A 20012-nucleotide genomic window follows, 5' to 3' on the forward strand; every position below is an offset into this window, starting at 1 on the left:
CGACCAAACGCCTGACATAAGAGGGGAAAAATGGCGTTGGATTGGGATAAGTTGCGCGTGTTCCACGCAGCGGCGGAGGCTGGCTCGTTCACGCATGCGGCGGAGACGCTGAGGCTGTCGCAGTCGGCGATCTCGCGGCAGGTGAGCGCGCTCGAACACGACATCGGCGTGCCTCTGTTTCACCGGCACGCGCGCGGGCTCGTGCTGACCGAGCAAGGCGAGATGCTGTTTCGCACGGCGCACGACGTCTTGATGAAGCTCGAGACGATCAAGACCCGACTGACCGAGACCAAGGATCGGCCGTCCGGCGTGCTCAAGGTTACGACGACCGTCGGCCTCGGCGCGGGCTGGCTGACGCAGCGCATCCAGGAGTTCCTCGAACTCTATCCCGACATCCACATTCAGCTGATCCTCGCCAACGAGGAGCTGGACCTGACCATGCGCCAGGCGGACTGCGCCATCCGCCTGCGCCAGCCGCAGCAGCCGGACCTGATCCAGCGCCGGCTGTTCACCGTGCATTTCCACCTCTATGCCTCGCCGGCCTACGTCAACAAATACGGCAAGCCCGAATCCATCGCCGATCTCAAGAACCATCGCATCGTCACCTTCGGCGTGCCGGTTCCGACCCATTTGAGCGAGCTCAACTGGCTGGAGACGGTGGGCGATTTCGAAGGTGGCCAGCGCGTGCCGACACTGCAGATCAACGATATCTTGTCGATCAAGACCGCAGTGCAGACTGGTGCCGGCATCGCCATGCTGCCCGACTACGTCGTGGGCAAGGATGCCGGGCTGGTGCAGCTTCTGCCCGAGACCGAGGTGCCGTCCTTCGACACCTATTTCGCCTATCCCGACACGATGAAGGAACAGGCCAAGCTGCATGTGTTCCGCGACTTCGTGATCTCCAAGTCGCGTAGCTGGGCTTACTAGTCACCACGCCATGGCGTGATGCGGGGCACCCAGCCGGGAACGTTGGCGCGGTAGGTTTCGTATTGCGTGCCGTAGCGCTGGGTGAGAACCGGCTCTTCGTAGATGCGCACGAAGGTCGCCATGACAGCAGCGATGATCGCGCCATAGGCGGCGAGCGGCCAGTGGGCGAAGATCTGCGCCTGGCCGAGGATGATCGACACCACCGCGACATACATCGGGTTGCGCACGTGACGGTAGACGCCACCGATCACCAGCCTGTCAGTCGGTGCAACCGGGGCAGGGGTGCCCATGCCTTCGAGCGCGAAACGAGCGAAAGCGTGCAGCAGCACGCCGAGGCCTGTCGCGATGAGGAATGAACCCGCAACAATGTGCGGCCAGGGCGCCAGGGGCGGGGCATAGCGGGCTGTCAGCAGCCAGGGCACTAGGCCGGCAACCACACCCGGTGCGGCAATGAAGAAGACGGCGCTTCCGAGGATGGCGGACGGTTTGCGCAAGCGTGCTCTCCTCTTGATCGGTCGGATCGAAATCCGGGCATGCTGCCTGTCGCTTTGGCTTTCGCTATGATGCTGCCCTTGTCTTGCCTGTTTTGTCATCATTGCGCTGCAGCATAAATTTTCGCAGGATTTGATTGGAAACTGGTCGGCGAAGGTGCAACGCAGCATCCGGAAACGGCAATTTTCACTGCTAAATCTGGTCCTACTCGGCTTCTAACATTGTTGGACCACAGCCTGCCTCTTTTTGCATGCGTGCGATGCAAAATAGGTGCTTGTTTGTTGGGCTGCGAGAGCACATATATTGATCATCTCCGGGGCGCGTTCCTCCTCCCATTAGCGCCCCAGAGTGTTCCCCTCTGGAGGTTAGCCTTAATCGGCACTTCCAAACAAACTCAGCCGGATCTTCTTGGATCCGGCTTTTTTGTTGCCTGAACTCAGGCCGGCGCATGACCTTCGAAAGTCGCGAACCGTGCGCCGGGGACCACACGGTTTCCAAGAGCCAAAACGTCGCTGAGCGTGTCGACGGCTACGCCGTGCTATAGGCCCCCCACCGCCTAGGGGCGCCCCGATGCTGATGAAGTCCACACTGCGCTTGGGGCCCCCGACACAGTCGCTCCAAGCCTACCACCGTGGGTGCCGAACTGCCCGCGTAACAGTGACATGTAACCCCCGGTAACGTTCCTCCAACCTGCTGGCACGCCTAGTTTTTAGGTGGACGCGGTGATGGCGCGCCGGGAGATGGGGGCATCACCCGAACGTGCCAGGTTCAGGCAACGCGCCGCGTCCAGCAAATTGCCAACGGAGCAAAACGTTGGCCACGATGCGGCGGACCTGCCGTCCCGCCTCCCCGGAACGGTCCGCAAAAAGCGGCACTCGAGGATTTCCTCGGGTGCCGCTTTTGATTTGTCGGGCAGGTGTTGATCTGCCGCTCACATATAGAGCTTGGCAGGGTCCTTGCCGGCATAGAGCTGGCCGACCTCGGCCGCGTAGCCGTTGAACAGCTGGGTTGGTACCAACTCGCCGGTGGACAGGACGCGTTCCTTGGCCTGGCTCCAGCGCGGGTGCGGAACCTCAGGGTTCACATTGGCCCAGAAGCCATATTCGCTCGGCTGGATCGCTTCCCACAGACCGACCGGCTGCTCGGCGACGAAGTCGATCTTGCGGATCGACTTGATCGACTTGAAGCCATACTTCCACGGCAGGGCAAGGCGCAGCGGTGCGCCGAACTGCTTTGCCAGAGGCTTGTCGTAGGCCCCGGTGACGAGGAAGGGAAGGTCGAGCGCGGCTTCCTCGATGGTGACGCCTTCGATATAGGGCCACGGGTAGACGAAGTCGTTCTGGCCTGGCGCCATGGCCGGATCGAGGAAGGTTTCGAAACGGATGAATTTGGCGTCCGCCTTCGGACCGGCAAGCGCGACCAGCGACTTCAGCGGAAAGCCGCTCCACGGAATTGTCATCGACCAGGCCTCGACGCAACGGTGGCGATAGAGACGTGTCTCCAGCGGGAACTTGCGGATCAGCTCGTCGATGCCAAGCGTCATCTGCTTGTCGACAAGGCCGCCGATCTGGACTTCCCAAGGCCGAGTCTTGAGCTGTTGGGCTGCCGCCGCGATCTCCTTGTAGGTGCCATATTCGTAGAAATTGTTGTAGTTGGCGTTGATCTCTTCGGGCGTCAGCGGACGATCGAGCTTGTAGGCCGTGTTCGGCTTGGCGGGATAGAGGTCGGCTGTGGGGTCGGCATCTTCGGCGCGTGCTCGCCGGGGCAGGGCCGCGGCCGCGAGGCCAAGTCCCATGCCGGCGAGGATGGTGCGGCGGTTGAGGAATATGTCTTCGGGCGTGGCCAGAGTTTCCGAAATTGCCCAGGACGGGCGTCGGTGTATGAATGCCATCAATGGTTCTCCCCTCAGCCCATAGGCACAATCAGCCGGGCCGGATGCAAAATCAGCGGTAACGACTTCATATACGAGTGCCAACGCTCCGTTGTTGCGGCGCGCGGCCGAGATTGCACATCAACAGGCTGTGAAGAGAAGGACCGGACGACGGATCGCGCCCGGTCCTGATGGGTCTCAGGCGGCCCTGCCGCCCGACTGCATCGCCTCGTCGGCGAGGCGGCCGGTGAGCTCGGCCATATGGTCGAAGTCGGCGCGGTAAGTGGCGGCACCAGCGGTCGCGGAGCGTAGCTCGATGATCAGGTCGCCGATTTCCGATTGCGGCATCGTCGCCTCGACAACGTCCCAGCCAGCCCAGTCCGCGCGCGCGTCATAACCGAGGATCTGGCCACGGCGCTGCGGTACGAGCGCAATGATACGCGCGGTGGCATCGGACGGCGTGAAGATCTGGACCTTCATGACAGGTTCGAGCAGTACCGGCGAGCAGGCCGGCATGCCTTCCTTCATCGCGATCTTGGCGGCCATCTGGAAAGCCATGTCGGAAGAATCGACGGTATGGAACGAGCCGTCCGACAGGTTGACCGCGATATCGACAACCGGAAAACCAAGTGGGCCGGTCTTCAGGAAGTCGCGTGCGCCGGCCTCGACCGACTGGATGTACTGCTTGGGCACGACGCCGCCGGTGATGGTGTCGGTGAACTCGAAGCCCGAGCCGCGCGGCAGCGGCTTGATCTCGATGACGACGTCGCCGAACTGGCCGTGGCCGCCCGACTGCTTCTTGTGACGGCCACGCTGCTGGACGGACTTGCGGATCGTCTCGCGATACGGAACCGCCGGCGCATGGCCTTCAACGGCGATCTGGTTGCGGCCTTCAAGCCGTTCGCGCACGACGCGCAGGTGCATTTCGCCATGGCCCGACAGAACGGTTTCCGCCGAATCCTGGTTGTGGTGCAAGGTGAGCGAGGGGTCTTCTTCGGCAAGGCGCTGGATCGCCGCCGACATCTTCACCTCGTCCTTGCGCTCCTTGGGGCGAAGGGCGAAGGCATAGACCGGCTTCGGCGGCTCGAGCTTGACCAGAGGCTTGGTGCCACCCTTGGCCGAGGTCAGCGTCTGGCCGGTTGCGACGTTGTCGAGCTTGCCGAGCGCCACCGTTTCGCCGGCCGCGGCACTGGGCTGCTTGGTCTGCTCCTTGCCGAGCATGCGGTAGATGCCGGAGACCTTGGCGGTGTCGGTCGCGTTGAGCCAAAGCTCCGAACCGTCGGCGACTTGGCCCGACAGGATGCGCGACACCGACAGTTTTCCGGCATGCGAGGTGTGGATTGTCTTCATCACCTGCACGACCGAAGCGTTGCTGTTGGTCAACCCGAGCCGCTTGCATGTCGCCTCGACATCGGGTGCGTCATGGCGAATGGCCTTGAGCAACCGCAGCGTACCGTTGCCCTTTTCGGCCGAACCGATGAGGACAGGGGTGATGGTGCCCTCGCGCAGATCGGCGGCGAGGTCGTCGAATATCGCGTCCTTGGGCGGCTCGATCTCCTCGAGCAATTGCTCCATCAGCTGGTCGTCGTGGTCGGCAAGGGTTTCGAGCATGGCGAAGCGCGCTTCGAGTTCCTGGGCCTTGTCGTCGCCGGGAATGTCGGCGATCTCGCTCTCGGCATATTCGCGGTAGATGTAGGCGCGCTCGAGCGCCAGGTCGATCGAGCCGACGATGACGCCGTCCTTGCGCAGCGGAATCTGGCGCAGCAGTAGCGGAGTGCGGCTGACCGGCTGCAAGAGCTTCAGCGTGTCGCGCACGCCGGCCGTCGCCTTGTCGATCTTGTTGAGAAACAGGACGCGCGGCACCCCGAGTTCGTCGAGCTTGCGCATGATGACTTGAAGGGCGGGGATCTTCTTTTCGTCGGGCTCGGCCACCACGACCGCGAGGTCGCAGGCTGCAAGCACCGGTTCGGCCTCGAAGGCGAACTCGACCGAGCCGGGGCAATCGACGAAGGTGATGCTCTCGCCCATGAACTGGGTGGTGGCGAAGACCGCCTCGACGCTCATGGCGTGGGCGCGAGCCTCGGCGGAGTGGTCGGACACGGTGCTGCCGGACGATACCGGCTGCTGCTTGGTGATGGCGCCCGTGCGGGCGAGAAGGGCTTCAAAGAGAGTGGTTTTTCCGCTGGCGAAGGGACCGACGATGGCGATGCATTTCGGTCCCGTGCATCTTCCTCCGGCGCGACTACCCATGAGCGCTAACCTCCACTCAGGCATTTTTCCCTGAATGCGGCGGCCGGCCTGTTCGGCCGTCGCGGGTAACAACGTTGGTGCAGTTCCTCCCGTTCGTCTGCATCGTCACACGGCTTTGAAGGCAGGGCAAGAGGAAGGCTTGTCGGGCTTCACCTGACGGCAACCAAAATGTCTGGAACTCCAAAAACGGCATCCGATGTCGTATCCGGCTCACTGACCCGATGCCGTCGCAAACCAATATCCGAGGCGGGAACAATGACGACATGAAGTCGCGCCCATCAGGAGGAACGCAGTCGAATGTCCAATGAACTCGATCACCTCAGCCATCTCGTTGTCAGCGGGCGTCTATCGCGCCGCGATTTTCTCGGCCGCGCAGCGGCCCTTGGCGTCACTGCCTTGTCGGCCAACACGTTGCTTGGCAGCGCAGCCAGGGCGCAGGCACCCGCCAAGGGTGGAATATTGAAGGCCGGCATGGTCGGCGGCGCCGCCACCGACAGCCTTGACCCGGCAAGCTGGGCGAGCCAGGTGCCCTATACGTTGGGCCGCAGCTGGGGCGAGCAGATGCTGGAAGTGTCGCCAGCCGGCGAGATCGAGCCGCGTCTAGCCGAGTCCTACGAAGCGTCGGACGATGCCAAGACCTGGCATTTCAAGATCCGCAAGGGCGTGACGTTCCACAATGGCAAGGATCTGACGCCAGCCGACGTGACGGCGACGCTGGAGCGGCATGCCGACGCCAATTCGAAGTCGGCGGCGCTTGCATTCGTCAGCCAGTTCGAAAGCGTCAAGGTCGACGGCGACTATGTCGTGATCCAGCTCAAGGAGGCCAATGCCGACCTGCCTTACGTCGTCAGCGACTACCATCTGATGATCCAGCCCAATGGCGGCAAGGACGATCCGATTGCCGGCATCGGAACCGGGCCCTACAAGGTCGCCGTCAACGAGCCTGGCGTGCGCCATGTCGGTGAGCTGAACAAGGGCTATTGGGGTTCGGACAAGCGCGGCCATGCCGACCAGATCGAGATCGTCGTGATCAACGATGCGACGGCCCGCACCGCCGCACTTCAAGGCGGCCAGGTCGACATGATCAATCGCGTCGAGCCCAAGATCGTCGACCTGATCAAGCGCGTCCCTGGTGTCGAAATCCGCAACGTGCCGGGCAAGGGGCACTATGTGTTCATCGCCCATTGCAACACCAGCCCCTTCGACAACAACGACCTGAGGCTTGCGCTGAAATACGCCGTCGACCGCGAGGAGATGGTGCAAAAGATCCTGAGCGGTTACGGCTCGATCGGCAACGACATGCCTGTGACCAAGGCCTATGCGATGTTTCCCGACGATATCGAACAGCGCAAGTACGATCCCGACAAGGCGGCGTTCCACTACAAGAAATCCGGCCACAGCGGGCCAGTGCTGCTGCGCACCTCGGATGTCGCCTTCCCGGGTGCTGTCGATGCGGCACAGCTCTACCAGCAAAGTGCCGCCAAGGCCGGCATCACGCTTGAGGTCAAGCGCGAGCCCGGCGACGGCTACTGGTCGGAGGTGTGGAACAAGCAGCCGTTCTCGATGTCCTACTGGACCGGGCGTCCGACGCAGGATCAGGTCTATTCAATCGCCTATCTCTCCAAGGCTGAATGGAACGACACGCGCTTCCAGCGCGAGGATTTCGACAAGCTGATCTTTGCCGCTCGCGGTGAGCTCGACCAGGCCAAGCGCAAGGACCTTTACCGGCAGGCTGCAGTGATGCTGCGCGACGAGGGCGGCGTCATCGTTCCGATGTTCAACAACTACATCGACGCAACCGGCACCAAGGTCGGCGGCTGGGTCGACGATCCGAATGGCGAGCTGATGGGCGGCCATGCGCTGACCAAGTGCTGGGCCAACGCCTGAGCCTGTCGAAGGGCTAACGAGCCCCCTCGCATACATTTCTAGGCGAGACGCGCGTCTCGCCTAGTCTATGGCGGTGTTTGCGACCTTTTGCGTGGCAGCTCAGCGGTCTACGCGCGATAACGTTACGTTTTTCCGACAGTTCCTTCTTGAAGGTTCTGCAGCACCTGGTCCAGCGAGAAGCTGCCCGGCTTCTGTCGCGGCGGGAAGTCGACATAGGTTTTCAGGTGGTTGGCGACGAACTCCTGCGCGGGACCGAGCGCGAACAGGCGTTCGGCCCGCCATTTGATGTATTCGCCCGAGTCACGGTCGGCCATCTCGAACGGATCGGCGCGAATATCGAAGAGCTTGGGAAGGCGCAGCGGCACCAACGGGTCCTGCCAGACGTCCAGTCCCGACGCTCGCTGTTCCAGAAACACGAGCTTCCATCGGTCGTAGCGCAACGCGGCGAGATTACCGTCATCAGTCCAGTAATAGTACTCCTTGCGCAGGGTCGGGCCGGTGCCGGCCAGCACATCGTGCTGGTCGTAGCCGTCGAGGTGGACCTTGAAGGTCTTGCCCGCCGCATCGTAGCCAGTCAGCAGTTTCTCCGTGACGGCTGGCTCGCCGGCGGCTGCCACCAGTGTCGGAACCCAGTCCTCGTGGGAGAATATGTCGTTGATCTCGGTGCCCGGCTTCACCACCCCCGGCCAGCGGATCATGCCGGGGACGCGGTAGCCACCTTCCCAGTTCGTGTTCTTCTCCCCGCGGAACGGCGTGGTGCCGCCATCGGGCCATCCGAAGACTTCGGCGCCGTTGTCAGTGGTGAACAGCAGGATGGTGTTGTCGGCGATGCCGAGGTCGTCGAGCTGCTGGAGCAACTGGCCGACGTAACCGTCGAGTTCGACCATGCCGTCAGCCTCCACCCCCAGGCCGGTCTTGCCTTTCGACGCTGCCTTGAGGCGAGTGAAGATGTGCATGCGGGTCGTGTTGAACCAGCAGAAGAACGGCTTGTTGGCTTTGGCGTTCTTGTCAATGAAGCTCATTGCGGCCCCGATGAACTCTTCGTCCACCGTTTCCATGCGCTTGATGTCGAGCGGGCCCGTGTTCTCGATCTTCTGCTTGCCGACGCGGCCCCAGCGCGGGTCATCGGTCGCATCGTCGGTGTCGGTCGCAACGCACTTGAGTACTCCGCGCGGCCCGAACTTTTCAAAGAACGCGGGGTCCTTGGGATAGTCCGGATTCTCAGGTTCTTCCTCGGCATTGAGATGGTAGAGATTGCCGAAGAACTCGTCGAAGCCGTGGACGGTGGGCAGGAACTCGTTGCGGTCGCCGAGGTGGTTCTTGCCGAACTGGCCTGTGGTGTAGCCCTGGGGCTTCAGCAACTCGGCGAGCGTCGGGTCCTTCTCGGACAACCCTTCCTTGGCCCCGGGGAGGCCGACCTTGAGCAAGCCCGTGCGGAAGCAGCTCTGTCCGGTGATGAACGCGGCACGTCCGGCGGTGCAGGACTGCTGGGCGTAGAGGTCTGTGAAGATTGCGCCTTCCTTGGCGATGCGGTCGATGTTGGGCGTGCGGTAGCCCATCATGCCGCGATTGTAGGCGCTGATGTTCCAATAGCCGATGTCGTCGCCGAAGATGACCAGGATATTGGGCTTCTTGCCCGCTGACTGGGCTTGAGCGGATTTGATCGGAGCGACCGATCCCAGGGCTGAGGCTGCCGCCAGCGAAACACCACTCAACAGCAGTTCGCGTCGCCCAATCGTAGGTCCAGTTTGCGGTGAAACGTGATTGTTGTCATCCGCATGTGTGGTCATACCGAGCTCCTTTTCTGGAATACTCTGCCAAATGGGATGGGGTATGATGATACTCCCGTCCGTGCGGATGCGCCAGCGCGACGGAGAGGCCCGAGCCGCCGCCAGCCGCCGGTTCCAGGGAACTCTATGGGCCGCCTCCACGCGAGAAGGGGCCTCGTGGTCCTGGCGATAGTGCCTGTTTGAGCCGAACCGTAATTCGCAAACAAAAAAAGCCCGGCAGGTGCGAACCTGCCGGGCTTTATCGTCAGTGGGCCAGGATCAGTCCTTGGCGTTGAGGTCGGTGCCGAGCGTGTCCTTGACGAACAGCGTGCCGATGATCAGCGTCATGGCGGCAATCGCGATCGGGTACCACAGGCCGTAGTAGATGTCGCCGGCCGCGGCACTCATGGCGAATGCGGTTGCCGGAAGCAGGCCACCGAACCAGCCGTTGCCGATGTGGTAGGGCAGCGACATGCCGGTGTAGCGGATGCGGGTCGGGAACATCTCGACCAGGATCGCGGCGATCGGGCCATACACCATCGTCACGTAGACGACGAGGATGAACAGGATGCCGATGACCATCGGCCAGTTGACCGCTGCCGGATCGGCGACCATGGCAAAGCTGCCGCCGCCCGGGATGTTGAAGAAGCCGACTTCCGTCGCACCGGCCGCCTCTTCAGCGGTGACCAGCTTGTCCTTGATCGCCTGTTCGGTCGGAATAGTGGTCTTTTCGCCGGCGCGCAGAGCAGCAGCGTCAAGCTTCAGTTCCGGATTTGCAGCGATGAAGGCGTCGAGCTTCTGGTCGGCAACCTTCGCCGCGCCACGGACCAGCGGGTAGCCGGCGTCGTGAAGCGCGATGTTGACCGACTTGACGAAGGCCGCGTCGTTTGCCTTTGCGGCGTCGCCAGCGGCGATCGCATCGTAGGACGTGACCGTTTCGTTGCCGATCTTGACCGTTGCCGGGGTGCCCGGAGCGGCCGTGGTGACAACGTCATACGGAACCGAGTTCTTGGTCAGGAACGAAGTAGCGATATCGCACGAGGTGGTGAACTTCGCGGTGCCCACCGGGTTGAACTGGAACTTGCAGTCGCCAGGAGCGGCAGTGACGGTGGCGCGAACGTTCTGCTGCGCGGTGGCGAGTGCCGGGTTGGCGGCCCAGGTCAGCGCCTTGAACAGCGGGAAGTAGGTGACGATGGCAAGCGCGAGACCGGCCATGATGATCGGCTTGCGGCCGATCTTGTCGGACAGCCAGCCGAAGACGACGAAGAAGCCGGTGCCAAGGATCAGGGCGATCGCGATCATGATGTTGACCGCCTGGCCGTCGACCTTGAGCACGTTCTGCAGGAAGAACAGGGCGTAGAACTGGCCCGAATACCAGACCACGGCCTGGCCGGCGGTGAGGCCGAACAGGGCGAGCAGCGCGATCTTGGCGTTCTTCCACTGGCCAAAGGCTTCCGTCAGCGGTGCCTTCGAACCCTTGCCCTCTTCCTTCATGCGCTGGAAGGTCGGCGATTCCGACAGCGACAGACGAATCCACACCGAAATGCCGAGCAGGACGAACGACAGCAGGAATGGCACGCGCCAGCCCCAGGCGGCGAAGGCTTCCTTGCCGAGCCAGCTCTGCACCAGCAGGATGACCACCAGCGACAGGAACAGGCCGAGCGTCGCGGTCGTCTGGATCCACGAAGTGTAGTAGCCGCGACGATCGTCGGGGGCGTGCTCGGCGACATAGGTCGCTGCACCGCCATACTCACCGCCGAGCGCCAGGCCCTGCAGCATGCGCAGCACGATCAGGATGATCGGAGCGGCAATGCCGATGGAGGCCGAGCCGGGCAGCAGGCCGACCAGGAAGGTCGACAGGCCCATGATCAGGATGGTGACGAGGAAGGTGTATTTGCGGCCGACGAGATCGCCGATGCGGCCGAACACCAGCGCGCCGAACGGACGCACCAGGAAGCCGGCGGCGAAGGCCAGGAGCGCGAAGATGTTGCGGGTGGCCTCAGGGTAAGAGGCAAAGAAGGTCGCGCCGATGAAGGCTGCGAGCGAACCGTAGAGGTAAAAATCGTACCATTCAAAAACGGTGCCGAGCGACGAAGCGAAGATGACTTTCTTCTCTTCTCGCGTCATGCCGCGCCCGCGGGCGCCGGCGGTTGCCGAGATTGCCATAACTTGTCTCCTCCCAGAGTGCCGGCGGTAAGGGCCTGGAGACTGCGCTCCTGGAATCCGCCGAACCTAACGACGGTTGAAGTGATAGCGCCGGGAGGCGGGCGTTTTCCATCGCTGCTTTGGGATTATGACCTTAGTCGTAGAAGCAGACGCGAAGTTCTTGGGACCTTCTATGTTGCGCTGCAAACGACGATGCACGAGCATGCGGAGATGAAGTGGAAAGCGTGCCCGGTTCGGAGCTGGCAGACTATGTCCGCCTGTTGTGGAAAGTCCTGGAGGATGCTGCCCGGCGCCACGTTCTGCGCCGCCGGGCATTTCTACAAGATGGGCTCAAGCAGCCCGTTCTTCCTTTTCGACAAGATAGCCGCGGTCGCGCAGCCATCTGGCGATGATGATCTCCACCATCGATGACACCGAACGGTGGTCGTCCTTGGCCGCCTTGACGAGCGCTTCCTTGAGGTCGCGTTCGATGCGGAATCCGAGAGGATGAGTTTTAGACATGGTAATTCCTGAACTGTGCCGGGACGCTTGGTCCCGTGGGAGGATGACCGGGGAGTGCGACGAGCTTGCAACTGTGGTCGCGAATCGACCGGTCAGGCGGCGCAGGTGGGGCGCTTTGCGCCGTCAGACCTGGGCTGGGGGCGCGCGAGGCGCGCTTGTTCTGTCGCGCAGAAAGCTGAAAAGCGGATCGATTGCGGGCGACGAAATGTCGATTTCGGCAATGGGCAGGGAACGTACGATGTGCGGCAAAGCGCTGTCGTCGCTGCCGTCGCCGTTGATTTCCGCCAACATGACGCACACGTCGCCGCAGGCAAATAGCGCCAGAGGTCCGTCACTGTCTTGATAAGCGGGCGCGGGTGCTGAAACCTGTACGACAGCGTCGCGTTCCAGCAGGTGTGGCTGGCTCGATGTGATCGAGCCCGCAAGCACAGCAAACACCGGCAACAGCAGGAAGAACAAGTGCGAGAGCAAACTTGTGCTCCTTCGCCCCTGCTGCTGCTGTCTAGGTTGATACAATTGCTGCCTCTGGATGCCTATGCATACCTCCGCCGGCAACGGCGGATATATTTGCGTTAGATTAACAGAGTTCGGACCGAAACGGCAATATGCAAATGTATAACACCGTATGAGATTCAGAGATTCCTGTCGTTAGCGCGTTCTGGTCCCCAGGGGGATGGGCCTCGCTGCCGAAGAAAAACCCGGCTATCGCCGGGTTTTTCGGTTCGTTTCAAATGTCCGCGTTCAGATCAGCGAGGCGGTAAAGCGCTGGATGCGCGTGCAGGCTTCTTCCAAAAGCGCCTCCGAGGTGGCGTAGGAGATGCGGAAATTCGGTCCCAGGCCAAAGGCCGAGCCGAACACCACTGCCACGCCTTCGGCTTCAAGCAGTTCGCTGCAGAAGGTCTCGTCATTGTCGATGACGACGCCGGACTGCGTCTTCTTGCCGATCAGGCCCGCACAGGACGGATAGACATAAAACGCGCCTTCCGGCGACGGGCAGGTAATCCCGCGCGCCTGGTTGAGCATCGAAACGACGAGGTCCCGCCGGTTCTGGAAGATCGCCTTGTTCTTGGCGATGAAATCCTGTGGGCCGTTGAGCGCTTCGACCGATGCCCACTGGGCGATGGTGCAGGCACCGGAAGTCTGCTGGCCCTGGATCATGTCCATCGCCTTGATCAGCGGCAACGGACCGGCCGCATAACCGATGCGCCAGCCGGTCATGGCATAGGCTTTCGACACGCCGTTCATGGTCAGCGTGCGGTCGTAGAGTTTCGGCTCGACCTCGGCGATGGTCTTGAAGACGAACTCGCCATAGGTGAGGTGCTCATACATGTCGTCGGTCAGCACCCAGACATGGGGGTGGCGCAGCAGAACGTCGGCGATGGCGCGCAACTCGGCCTCGGTATAGGCCGCGCCCGAAGGGTTGGACGGCGAGTTCATCACCAGCCACTTCGTCTTGGGCGTGATCGCCTTTTCGAGAGCTGCCGCCGTCAGCTTGAAGCCGTTGTCGATGCTGGTCTCGGCAAAGGTCGGGGTGCCTCCGCAGATCGCCACCATTTCGGGGTAGCTGACCCAGTAGGGGCGGGGGATGACGACCTCGTCGCCGGGGTTCAGGGTAGCCATGAAGGCGTTGAACAGGATCTGCTTGCCGCCGGTGCCGACGATGGTCTGCTCGGGCTTGTAGTCGAGATTGTTCTCGCGCTTGAACTTCCTGGCGATGGCTTCGCGCAGAGGCGCGATGCCGGAAACCGGCGGATACTTGGTCTCGCCACGGCGGATTGCCTCGATGGCGGCATTCTTGATATTATCGGGCGTGTCGAAATCTGGTTCGCCGGCGCCAAGGCCGATGATGTCGCGTCCGGCGTTTTTCAGCTCGCGCGCTTTCTGCGTGACCGCGATGGTCGCGGAAGGCTTAACGCGGGAAAGGGCATCGGCAAGAAAGGCCATGACTTCAGGTCTCCGGTTCGCAAAAATGCGCGGTCAAGCGACCGCGGGCTTATCGTCCATGATCCCGAAATCGGAAAGGATTTTCGGAAAGGATCATGCACGGATCCAGTTGTTAGAGCGTACGTCGCGCGCCCAATAGAACGCGCGGCGCTGTAATGTCGCATGACGCAGGGAATCGCAAGCGGATTACGCTTTATGTAGCGGCCGATGTGGTGGGCCAGTGCTGGATTGAAGCTGTGCACAAACAGCCGGCTGCATGCCGTTCGATCAAGTTTGAGACATTCCGTTAACCGGCGATCAAATGTTCGGTGAGATTTTGGCGGAGCAATTTCGCCAGCATTCCGGAATAGGACGGACCGTGTCGAAGAGCATCGGGCTCGCCCATATCATCCGGCACGACGACGGATCTGTGTCCGGCGTTTGGGGCGTTCATGCCCTGCGCAGCGCATTTCAGCCGATCTACGCGTTTCATTCCGGCAAGTTGACCGTCAGCGCCTTCGAGGGGCTGATCAGGCCGTTTCGCGGTGCCGACCCTGTGCCGCCAGGTATTTTTTTCGGCGCGGTGGACCAGGCCGAACGGTTGAAAGTCGAGACGTTGACGCGGAACTTGCATCTGCTCAACGCCGCGACGTTCCTGCCCAAACAAGCGTCGATCTTCATCAACTTCGATCCTTCGGTGTTCCTGGACCGCTCGATCTCGGAGCGCGCGTTGCGGGACATGCGCAAGGTGCTCAATGAAACAGGCATCGATCCGCGACGCATCGTGTGCGAGGTGACCGAAAAGAAACCCGCTTCCGAAGAAGCCCTGTTCGATTTCGTGGGGGTGCTCAAGGCGAACGGTTTTCGCATCGCGGTCGACGATTTCGGCTCCGACGAATCCGACATCAAGCGGATCCGCGACATCAAGCCCGACATCGTCAAATTCGACGCCCACTGGATCAGCCGCCTCATGGAATCAGGCGCCGGCTTCGCTCTGCTCAAGGAGATGGTGACCAAGTTCGAGGACAAGGGCATCCGCACCGTCTTCGAGGGGCTGGAGGAGAGCTGGCAGTTGCAGCTCGCCGAGCGTTCCGGCGCCTCGATGGTGCAGGGCTATGTCCTGGCGTTGCCGGAAATCGTGCCGGCCAATTTTTCTCTTTTCGAGCCGGTGGCTGCTGAAGCCGCCGGGCAGAACGTGGCGCGTCCGGCGGTGACCGGAAACGCCGAAACGGCGCCGGTTCGGGCGCCGAGATCAAGCCGAAACTTCGGCAAGAGGACATTGCATGACTGACGAGTTTTTCGGGTTTGGTGCGTTGCCCCAGGATTTGGCAGCAAAGATCGTTGCCGATGAGATTGGGTTGGAATTTGGCGTGCATGGCGATTTCCGCCTGCGCTGCGCCATCCAGCCGATCTTCCGGCATGAAGACGGACGCCTGACGCCCGTTGCCGTCGACGGGCAGGTCGTGCCGTATCGCAAGGGGCAGCCCGTGGCGATGGCGGACTTCCTGGCTGAGGTCGCAGCTGAAGACCGCGCGATCGTTGCGCGCATCTGCGAAGTGCTGCCCCTGGCCAACGTCCACAACATTGGCCTTGAGGGTGTTGCCCTGCTGTTCAAGCATGAAACCCACGGCGGCGCGTCATCGCTGGAGGATCTGAGCTTCATGGTGCGGCGTCTTGCCGACGAAGGTTTCGAGGCATCGCACCTGATCTGCGAGATCGATGGCGATGAAAACCTTGCTTGCGTGCTGCGCGCGATCGGTATGCGTGTGGCCCTTGGTCATCATGGGGCAGGGCAGCCTGACGGCGATGCGGTCAAGCGCGTGATGCCCGAGATCGTTCGGCTTGATCGTGCCTCGTTCGAACGCTTTTGTGCGGACACGTCGACGGGGCGCCTGCTGCGCCCGGTGGTTTCCGTGCTCAAGGCGCAAGGCGCCGAGCTGCTCGTCGAGGGTATCGACAGCGAAGACCGTCTTGAAATCGCGCTCGGCGCGGGCGTCGACCTGTTCCAGGGCAACCTGCTCGAACCGGCGATGCTCGTCGGCAGCGTCTTTGCCGACGGACCGCGCGAGACGTCGCAATACCGCCGTGGTGAGTGCGTCGTCGTTCCGCTGTTCGGGTGAGCTCTAGCGAAGCATCACCAAAGCTGATGTTTCGCTAGAAAATAATTCGCTGGATCGACAATCCGCCGCAACGATAATCGCGCTCGGGCAAAGGACGAGTGCGATGATCACGATCTATGGGATGACCGACAGCGGCAACTGCTACAAGCCGCGCCTGCTGATGGCCAAGCTTGGCCGGCCCTTCAAGCATGTCGAAACCAGCTCGCGCGACGGCACAACGCGTTCAACAGCCTATCTCGCCAAAAACGCCAACGGCAAGGTGCCGCTGCTCGAGCTCGAGGATGGCCGCTTTCTCGCTGAATCCAATGCGATCTTGTTGTATCTTGCAGAGGGCACGCGGCTTTTGCCGACCGACGCCTATGAACGGGCGCTGGTCTATCAGTGGTTGTTCTTCGAGCAGTATAGCCACGAGCCCTACATCGCCGTGCGCCGCTCGTTGATGACCTATCCAGAGCGTGCCGTACTGGCCACGCCTGAGCGGCTGGCCTCGCTTCTGGAGAGCGGCAACAGGGCGCTCGGGGTGATGGAAGCGCAGCTTCGAAAGACACCATTTCTGGCCGGCGATGCAATGAGCGTCGCCGATATCGCGCTGTACGCCTATACCCAGGATGCCAGTGTCGGCGGTTACGACCTTGGTGTGTTGCCGGCGGTGAGGGCCTGGCTGGCTCGCATCGAGGCCGATCAGGGCCATGTGCCGATGGCCTGGCTGCCTTGACAGTCGTGCCTGACAACGAGAAAGGCCCGACGGTCGCTTCGATCTCGGGCCTTTTTCATTTGTGGGCGAACCATGGTCACAGTGAACTTCAGTTCGGAAAAAGAAAAAGGCGGGGTGTAACCCCGCCTTCCGCTGTCAGCAGCTGATCCTGGTTCCTTCGATCCGAGGCTCACGGCAATCTGCCGCATCGTCCTTCAGGTCGTGGATCCGGCACGCTTGTCGCGCGGCCGCCAGTACATCCGTGACTTGCAACGCAATTGGAGCTTTCGCTCCCGCGCGCCTTAAATCAGACTGCCTTCAGAGCTCCAGCAGACGAGCGGCCCGTACGACGGTCCTGCTCGATCTCGAAGCTAACCTTCTGGCCATCGGCCAGCGAGCCCATGCCCGAACGCTCGACAGCGGAGATGTGGACGAACACGTCCGCACCACCTGCGTCTGGCTGAATGAAGCCGAAGCCCTTGGTTGCGTTAAACCACTTAACGGTGCCAGTTGCCATTGCGATAATCCTTGTCGTCTGCAGTTGGTCTTGATCAAGCTAAAATGCCAGACCTGTTGTATCGAAATTTTGGAGATAGACGTCTGCAAACGCGAGAGTGTCGCGGGGCACGGATCTGTCGGCCGAAATATCAACGAAGCGGATATAGGGGCAATCCTCTTCGAATGCAAGCCTGTACAAATTTGCGTGTGTCGAACCTTGGCAGTTGGCGTGCAATTTTAGCGCGTGTCGGGTACTATTGCGCATGGCATTGGCGTGCCTGCCTGGTGTTTTGGGAGGTTGTCATGAGAACCATCTTGCTTGCCGCGTGCCTGACGCTGCTTGCGGCCGAAGCGCAGGCGGAATCACGCTACAACACCACCAGCATGAGCTGCGCCCGCTTGCAGCAGACTGTTCGCAGCGATGGCGCGGCAATCCTGCGCTGGGTGTCGCCAACTTCAGGCGTCCAGCGCTACGATCGCTTCGTGCGAGATGACTCGTTCTGCCAGGTGGCGTTTGAAACCAAGCTCACCACCGTGCCGGCTGCCGACACAAAGTCCTGCAGGGTTTACAACTGCAAGCCAGTGCAGCGCTTCTTCGACAGGTGACGCTGGCCGACCAGGATTTTTTTGTGCTTCCGATCCGTTTATCAAAACAGGATGCGCAACGAGTCGAGATTGTCGGGGGCAACTCTGGCGAGAGAAAAGCGTTACATCGTTTAGCGACGGCTCCGCTGCCACAGCTTTGGGAGGTCATCATGAAAACCGTTCTGCTTGCCGTATGCCTGACGATGCTTGCGGCCGAAGCGCTGGCGCAATCACGCTACATCACGACGAGCATGAGTTGCGCTCAAACCCGCAACACGGTGGTAAGTCGGGGCGCGGCTATCCTGCAGTGGCGGTCGGTGACGTCGGGCGTGCAGCGTTATGACCGCTATGTCAGGGACGACAGCTTTTGCCCGACCGGCCAGTATGCCGAGCGGGCCTGGGTGCCTACCGCCGATACGAAGTCCTGCCCGGTCTACAAGTGCAAGCAAATCGAAAACGACGACTTCTTCCTCTTCAGGCGCCGGATACACTGAGCTAAAAGCCGAATGAGGCCTGGGCGACCGGAGGCGGGCCGACGCGTACGCCTTCGAGCACCAGCATCTTTTCCTTCATGTTCGAGCCGCCGGTGGCCGAAAAGCCGCCGATCTTGCCGCCTGCCGCCAGGATGCGGTGGCACGGAATGACGAGCGGGATCGGGTTGGCGCCGAGGGCTGCGCCGGTTTCACGAAACAGGCCCTTGCGGCCGGCCTTTTCGGCAAGTCCGCCATAGGTCGTGGTTTCGCCATGGTGGAGGTTTCTCGCCGCGGCATAGATGTCCCTGCGGAAATCGTCGATGCCCGCTAGGTCGACCGGCACATCGGAAAAATCGACCTCAACGCCTTCGGCATAACGCCTGATGTCGGCGATCAGGGCCGTGATCCATTGCGGCGGAGTGCGGTCGCCGGCACGGGTGGCGCCGACGAGGCGCAGCAGGCGCCGTTCGGCCGCGGCATAGGTCTTTTCGGGCAGGCAGACGCGGGTCAGCCCAGCGTCGCTCCATGCCAGCGCCATGAAGCCGAGAGCGGTTTCGAAGACGGCGTGTCCGGGGAGGGGGAAGCTAATTGCGGTTTCCACTGCCATTCCTTTCCCATCTGCTTCCAGTACAAATCAGGAACATTTTCGCACGATCCGCGACCGCATGCCACCCGAAAACCACAACCGCCTGTGGATTGCCCGGACTCATACGTTGTTGTAAGGAGTTGGACGGGACGAAATCATTAATAGAGTGTGCATTTGCCGGCGATAAAGACCCACCTGCTGATTTCAGCGGCACTGGCGACGGCTCTGCTGTCTGGCTGCCAGACCAACACGGCGGCGCTCAGCACCGACCTTTCGACGGGCGCGGACGTGGCCCTGGCTTCCGAAATCGACCTGTCCTTGCCCGATACGGTGGCCGTGGTGCCGACGTCTTATGCCGGCACCGACACGCCGCTCGCAGGTACCGCACTGGCTGCGGCCGCCGCGGCAGAAGCAACCCAAACCTTGGCCGCCGAAGCGCCTGCTCAAGCGGCCGTTGCCGCAGCAGCCAAGGCCGAAGCACCGGCAGTTCCAACTGCCAAGGCCGAAGCGCCGGCCGTTGCCGCGGCAGATGCGGCCAAGGCGCCGGCCGTCGCAGTCACTACACCTGTGCCCGAGACCGCAGCGCCGGCTGTTGCCACCGCCGCTGCCAAGGCGCCGCTCGACCCGCTGGACGCGCCGATGGCCGGCGGCGAGATCATCATCGCCGCCAATGCGCCAAAACTGTTCGGCAAGTTTCCGCCGGCGCCGACTATCGCCGACTACGCGCTGCCGGCGACCGCGCCGGTTCCGGCGAGCTTCCAGGTCGCCTCGCTCGGCGATGTCGCCCCCGAAAGCTTCACACCGTCGTCTTATGCCGTGCCCGACAGCCCGGCTCTTGTGTCACGCGGCAAGATCGACCAGCTGATCGCCAAGTATGCCGCCCTTTACGAGGTGCCGGAGAGTTTCGTGCGGCGCGTGGTCAACCGCGAAAGCACCTTCAATCCGCTGGCCTATAACAAGGGCCATTGGGGCCTGATGCAGATCAAGCACGCCACCGCGCGCGGCATGGGCTATGACGGCCCGGCCAACGGCCTGCTCGACGCCGAGACCAACCTCAAATTCGCCGTCAAATATCTGCGTGGCGCCTGGATGGTGGCCGACGGCAATGAGGACCAGGCCGACAAGCTCTATCAGAGCGGCTATTATTACCACGCCAAGCGCAAGGGCCTGCTCGACGAGACCGGGCTTGGCCGCGACCGCGTGCGCCATCGCGGCTGACGCATTTGCCCTCCGAACCCGGAGAAAATGACATTCGCCTGCGCAAGGTGCTG

Annotated in this window: 18 protein-coding genes; 8 read left to right on the forward strand and 10 right to left on the reverse strand. The window is 61.9% G+C overall.

Going from position 1 to position 20012, the window contains the following annotated elements:
* Positions 1–30 precede the first annotated feature (30 nt).
* Positions 31–927 carry a LysR family transcriptional regulator gene (locus C8K44_RS07615; protein WP_109575180.1) on the forward strand — a complete coding sequence of 299 codons (897 nt, stop codon included), beginning with the start codon at positions 31–33 and terminating at the stop codon, positions 925–927.
* On the opposite strand, the gene C8K44_RS07620 is transcribed toward C8K44_RS07615, so the two are convergent.
* The 3 genes from C8K44_RS07620 to C8K44_RS07630 form a co-directional block, all read right to left on the reverse strand.
* Complete coding sequence (locus C8K44_RS07620; protein WP_109575181.1) at positions 924–1421, reverse strand: isoprenylcysteine carboxylmethyltransferase family protein; 498 nt, start codon at positions 1419–1421, stop codon at positions 924–926. The two genes, C8K44_RS07615 and C8K44_RS07620, sit on opposite strands and share 4 nt — an antisense overlap.
* A 929-nt stretch (positions 1422–2350) precedes the next feature.
* Positions 2351–3310, reverse strand: coding sequence for a protein-methionine-sulfoxide reductase catalytic subunit MsrP (msrP, locus tag C8K44_RS07625; RefSeq protein ID WP_109575182.1), 960 nt, complete (start codon positions 3308–3310; stop codon positions 2351–2353).
* A gap of 177 nt (positions 3311–3487) precedes the next feature.
* Complete coding sequence (locus tag C8K44_RS07630) at positions 3488–5539, reverse strand: elongation factor G (protein ID WP_109575183.1); 2052 nt, start codon at positions 5537–5539, stop codon at positions 3488–3490.
* A 297-nt stretch (positions 5540–5836) separates the two neighbouring features.
* Here C8K44_RS07630 and C8K44_RS07635 point away from each other — a divergent pair, with 297 nt between their 5' ends.
* Entirely contained in the window at positions 5837–7426 is a 1590-nt protein-coding gene (locus tag C8K44_RS07635) for an ABC transporter substrate-binding protein (RefSeq protein WP_109575184.1), read from the forward strand.
* A gap of 122 nt (positions 7427–7548) precedes the next feature.
* On the opposite strand, the gene C8K44_RS07640 is transcribed toward C8K44_RS07635, so the two are convergent.
* The 5 genes from C8K44_RS07640 to C8K44_RS07655 form a co-directional block, all read right to left on the reverse strand.
* Positions 7549–9216 (reverse strand): arylsulfatase, encoded by a 1668-nt coding sequence (locus C8K44_RS07640; protein WP_109575185.1) that lies wholly within the window; start codon positions 9214–9216, stop codon positions 7549–7551.
* Positions 9217–9474: 258 nt separating this feature from the next.
* Positions 9475–11361 carry an MFS transporter gene (locus C8K44_RS07645; protein ID WP_109575186.1) on the reverse strand — a complete coding sequence of 629 codons (1887 nt, stop codon included), beginning with the start codon at positions 11359–11361 and terminating at the stop codon, positions 9475–9477.
* A gap of 330 nt (positions 11362–11691) precedes the next feature.
* Positions 11692–11862, reverse strand: a complete 171-nt coding sequence (locus C8K44_RS27675) for a hypothetical protein (RefSeq protein WP_018428911.1) — start codon at positions 11860–11862, stop codon at positions 11692–11694.
* Positions 11863–11985: 123 nt separating this feature from the next.
* Positions 11986–12321, reverse strand: coding sequence for a hypothetical protein (locus C8K44_RS07650; protein WP_109575187.1), 336 nt, complete (start codon positions 12319–12321; stop codon positions 11986–11988).
* A gap of 282 nt (positions 12322–12603) precedes the next feature.
* Positions 12604–13806: a pyridoxal phosphate-dependent aminotransferase gene (locus C8K44_RS07655; RefSeq protein WP_109575188.1), complete on the reverse strand. Its 1203-nt coding sequence runs from the start codon at positions 13804–13806 to the stop codon at positions 12604–12606.
* A 358-nt stretch (positions 13807–14164) separates the two neighbouring features.
* Here C8K44_RS07655 and C8K44_RS07660 point away from each other — a divergent pair, with 358 nt between their 5' ends.
* The 3 genes from C8K44_RS07660 (at position 14165) to C8K44_RS07670 (ending at position 16620) form a co-directional block, all read left to right on the forward strand.
* The gene (locus tag C8K44_RS07660; RefSeq protein WP_109575412.1) at positions 14165–15076 is read left to right on the forward strand and encodes an EAL domain-containing protein; all 912 of its coding nucleotides are present in this window, start codon (positions 14165–14167) and stop codon (positions 15074–15076) included.
* Complete coding sequence (locus C8K44_RS07665; protein ID WP_109575189.1) at positions 15069–15905, forward strand: EAL domain-containing protein; 837 nt, start codon at positions 15069–15071, stop codon at positions 15903–15905. Before C8K44_RS07660 ends, C8K44_RS07665 begins: the two co-directional genes overlap by 8 nt.
* 103 nt (positions 15906–16008) lie before the next feature.
* The gene (locus C8K44_RS07670) at positions 16009–16620 is read left to right on the forward strand and encodes a glutathione S-transferase family protein (protein WP_109575190.1); all 612 of its coding nucleotides are present in this window, start codon (positions 16009–16011) and stop codon (positions 16618–16620) included.
* Positions 16621–16906: 286 nt separating this feature from the next.
* Here the strand turns inward: C8K44_RS07670 and C8K44_RS07675 are convergent, their stop codons facing one another.
* Complete coding sequence (locus C8K44_RS07675; protein ID WP_109575191.1) at positions 16907–17116, reverse strand: cold-shock protein; 210 nt, start codon at positions 17114–17116, stop codon at positions 16907–16909.
* A 284-nt stretch (positions 17117–17400) separates the two neighbouring features.
* Here C8K44_RS07675 and C8K44_RS07680 point away from each other — a divergent pair, with 284 nt between their 5' ends.
* Both C8K44_RS07680 and C8K44_RS07685 read left to right on the forward strand, forming a co-directional pair.
* Entirely contained in the window at positions 17401–17703 is a 303-nt protein-coding gene (locus C8K44_RS07680; protein ID WP_109575192.1) for a hypothetical protein, read from the forward strand.
* 149 nt (positions 17704–17852) lie between these two features.
* Positions 17853–18176: a hypothetical protein gene (locus C8K44_RS07685; protein WP_109575413.1), complete on the forward strand. Its 324-nt coding sequence runs from the start codon at positions 17853–17855 to the stop codon at positions 18174–18176.
* A gap of 1 nt (position 18177) precedes the next feature.
* On the opposite strand, the gene C8K44_RS07690 is transcribed toward C8K44_RS07685, so the two are convergent.
* Entirely contained in the window at positions 18178–18762 is a 585-nt protein-coding gene (locus tag C8K44_RS07690) for a methylated-DNA--[protein]-cysteine S-methyltransferase (protein ID WP_109575193.1), read from the reverse strand.
* 153 nt (positions 18763–18915) lie between these two features.
* On the opposite strand from C8K44_RS07690, the gene C8K44_RS27885 reads away from it, so the two are divergent.
* On the forward strand, positions 18916–19959 hold the full coding sequence (locus C8K44_RS27885) for a lytic transglycosylase domain-containing protein (protein ID WP_245417410.1): 1044 nt from the start codon (positions 18916–18918) through the stop codon (positions 19957–19959).
* The last annotated feature ends 53 nt before the right edge of the window (positions 19960–20012 follow it).

The sequence above is a fragment of the Aminobacter sp. AP02 genome (assembly GCF_003148805.1).
Taxonomy (GTDB): Bacteria; Pseudomonadota; Alphaproteobacteria; order Rhizobiales; family Rhizobiaceae; genus Aminobacter.